This window comes from Streptococcus pseudopneumoniae, from assembly GCF_038148935.1.
GTDB classification, from domain to species: Bacteria; Bacillota; Bacilli; order Lactobacillales; family Streptococcaceae; genus Streptococcus; species Streptococcus pseudopneumoniae_U.
Map to the genome: position 1 here is coordinate 1 of NZ_JBBJZX010000134.1, position 3,095 is coordinate 3,095.

The 3,095-nt window shown below is 40.2% G+C and carries 4 protein-coding genes; all 4 read left to right on the forward strand.

Annotated features, from left to right (window positions below):
- Nucleotides 1–167: 167 nt before the first annotated feature.
- Entirely contained in the window at nt 168–773 is a 606-nt protein-coding gene (gene sodA / locus WKI42_RS09885; RefSeq protein ID WP_000974733.1) for a superoxide dismutase SodA, read from the forward strand.
- A gap of 156 nt (nt 774–929) precedes the next feature.
- Nucleotides 930–1,460, forward strand: a complete 531-nt coding sequence (locus WKI42_RS09890; protein WP_368081837.1) for a YutD family protein — start codon at nt 930–932, stop codon at nt 1,458–1,460.
- Nucleotides 1,461–1,480: 20 nt separating this feature from the next.
- A complete protein-coding gene (gene rlmN / locus WKI42_RS09895; protein WP_000804760.1) occupies nt 1,481–2,566 on the forward strand; it encodes a 23S rRNA (adenine(2503)-C(2))-methyltransferase RlmN in 1,086 nt (361 codons plus the stop codon).
- Nucleotides 2,566–3,039: a VanZ family protein gene (locus WKI42_RS09900; RefSeq protein WP_368081838.1), complete on the forward strand. Its 474-nt coding sequence runs from the start codon at nt 2,566–2,568 to the stop codon at nt 3,037–3,039. The genes rlmN and WKI42_RS09900 overlap by 1 nt, the downstream gene beginning before the upstream one ends.
- Nucleotides 3,040–3,095 lie beyond the last annotated feature (56 nt).

Genomic DNA, 3,095 nt, shown 5'->3' on the forward strand with positions numbered 1-3,095 from the left:
GTCAGTAACATATCTACGGCAAGGCGACGTTGACGCGGTTTGAAGAGATTTTCGAAGAGTATTATTCGAAAGTATCTCAGTGATTTCCTCATCTATAAGCAAAAAACTTGAAAAAAGTGGATGTTTGCGTTATCATTTTCATATAGAAAGAAAAAGAGGTATTACAGATGGCTATTATCTTACCAGATCTTCCATATGCATACGATGCTTTGGAACCATACATCGATGCGGAAACAATGCACTTGCACCATGACAAACACCATCAAACTTATGTCAACAATGCCAATGCAGCTTTAGAAAAACACCCTGAAATCGGTGAAGACCTTGAAGCCTTGCTTGCTGATGTAGAATCTATCCCAGCTGATATCCGTCAAGCACTTATCAACAATGGTGGCGGACACTTGAACCACGCTCTTTTCTGGGAATTGATGACTCCCGAGAAAACAGCTCCTTCAGCAGAACTGGCAGCAGCAATCGATGCAACATTTGGTTCATTTGAAGAATTCCAAGCAGCCTTCACTGCAGCAGCAACAACTCGTTTTGGTTCAGGTTGGGCATGGTTGGTTGTCAACAAAGAAGGGAAACTTGAAGTGACTTCAACAGCAAACCAAGACACACCAATCTCAGAAGGTAAAAAACCAATCTTAGGCTTGGACGTTTGGGAACATGCTTACTATGTGAAATACCGCAACGTGCGTCCTGACTACATCAAAGCTTTCTTCTCAGTGATCAACTGGAACAAAGTAGATGAATTGTACGCAGCTGCTAAATAATGATAGTTGGAGGGAAGAATTGTTCTTCTCTTTTTAAGGTTATATTATTTTGGTCTGACAAAATCGTCAGACTTTTTTCATTTTTATGAGAAACGTGCTAACTGCTAGAAATTATGGTAGAATAAAGTACTAAGTAATCGTGGAAAAAGGATATCTATGCGAAAAGAAATTGCACCTGAATTATACAACTATAACAAGTTTCCTGGTCCTGAGTTTCATTTACATGGGGACAAGGTAGAAACGGAAGGGATAGCTTTTTCCTTGGTGGAAAACATCAAGGATGCCTTCGATGTGACGGCTTTTAATCAGCGTTTTTCAGAAGTCTTAACCAAGTTTGATTATATCGTGGGAGATTGGAGCAACGAACAGCTTCGCCTACGAGGTTTTTACAAGGATGATCGAACAGAAGAAAAAATTGAAAAAATCAGTCGTTTACAAGACTACCTTTTAGAGTATTGTAGTTACGGTTGTGCCTATTTTGTCCTGGAAAATGAAGATCCTAAGCGAGCATCATTTGACAAGAAAATGCGTAAGAAGGAAGAAGAAACATCTTCTAAAAAAGGAAAGAAACCGGTTCAAACCAAACGAAAACCGAATGCAGATAAGAAAAATAGACGTCGTCAGAAAGATCAGCATTCTCAGAAAGAGGACAAGGGACAACGTCATTTTGTCATTCGTCAGAAGTGAGTAGAGAATAAGGAGAAAAAATGAAACCGTCAATTTATAGTTTAACACGTCAAACCATGCAGGAATGGGTTTTGGAGCAGGGAGAAAAGAAATTCCGTGCAGATCAAATCTGGGAATGGCTTTACCGTAAACGTGTCCAGTCATTTGAAGAGATGACCAACCTTTCCAAGGATTTGATTGCTAAGCTTAATGATCAGTTTGTTGTCAATCCCTTGAAACAGCGTATCGTGCAAGAGTCTGCTGATGGGACAGTTAAATATCTTTTTGAATTGCCAGATGGAATGCTGATTGAGACAGTACTTATGCGTCAACACTACGGTTTATCTGTCTGTGTGACCACTCAGGTTGGCTGTAATATCGGTTGTACCTTCTGTGCTTCTGGTTTGATCAAGAAACAACGTGACCTCAATAACGGTGAAATCGTAGCGCAAATCATGCTGGTTCAGAAATACTTTGATGAGCGTGGTCAGGATGAACGCGTCAGCCATATCGTTGTCATGGGAATCGGTGAGCCCTTTGATAACTACAACAATGTCTTGAATTTCGTTCGTACCATCAATGATGACAAGGGAATGGCCATCGGTGCTCGTCACATCACGGTTTCAACCTCAGGTTTGGCTCATAAAATTCGTGATTTTGCTAATGAAGGAGTTCAGGTCAATCTTGCCGTTTCCCTTCATGCACCTAACAATGAATTGCGCTCAAGCATCATGAAGATTAACCGTGCCTTTCCGATTGAAAAACTCTTTGCTGCTATTGAGTACTACATCGAAACAACCAATCGTCGTGTGACCTTTGAGTATATCATGCTCAATGAAGTCAACGACGGTGTAGAACAAGCCTTGGAATTGGCTGAATTGCTCAAGAACATCAAGAAATTGTCTTATGTAAACTTGATTCCTTACAACCCAGTTAGTGAGCATGACCAATATAGCCGTAGTCCTAAAGAGCGCGTCCTTGCCTTCTATGATACGCTTAAGAAAAAAGGAGTCAACTGTGTGGTTCGTCAAGAACATGGTACAGATATTGATGCAGCTTGTGGACAATTGCGCTCTAATACAATGAAACGTGACCGCCAGAAAGCAGTCGCAGCAGTCAATCCTTAATGATGAAGAAGAGTTATAATCATGTTTTGGTCTGGGGAGTTATTTTCTATAGCATTTGCATTGTCTATTTTTGCTTTACTCCTCAAGAACATTCTCCCGTGGGAGTGGAAACTCCAGGTATTCAGCATCTTGGACGCCTGGTTTTTCTTTTGACTCCTTTCAATTCTCTCTGGAAACTAGGTGAAGTGAGTGACATTGGACAATTATATTGGATTTTTCTACAAAATATCCTCAATGTCTTCTTGCTTTTTCCTCTAATGTTCCAACTCCTTTATCTCTTTCCAAACTTAAGGAAAACAAAAAGAGTTCTTCTTTTCAGTTTTCTAGTGAGTCTTGGAATTGAGTGTACGCAGTTAGTCTTGGACCTTTTCTTTGATTTCAATCGGGTCTTTGAGATTGATGATTTGTGGACCAATACCTTGGGTGGCTATCTGGCTTGGCTACTTTATAAACGATTACATAATACTCAATGAAAATCAAAGAGCAAACTAGGAAGCTAGTTGCAGGTTGCTCAAAGCACTGCTTTGAG

Bases quoted from the DNA above. Each gene is read 5' to 3' on its own strand.
- sodA (WP_000974733.1), top strand. From the start codon at position 168: ATGGCTATTATCTTACCAGATCTTCCATATGCATACGATGCTTTGGAA.
- WKI42_RS09890 (WP_368081837.1), top strand. From the start codon at position 930: ATGCGAAAAGAAATTGCACCTGAATTATACAACTATAACAAGTTTCCT.
- rlmN (WP_000804760.1), top strand. From the start codon at position 1,481: ATGAAACCGTCAATTTATAGTTTAACACGTCAAACCATGCAGGAATGG.
- WKI42_RS09900 (WP_368081838.1), top strand. From the start codon at position 2,566: ATGATGAAGAAGAGTTATAATCATGTTTTGGTCTGGGGAGTTATTTTC.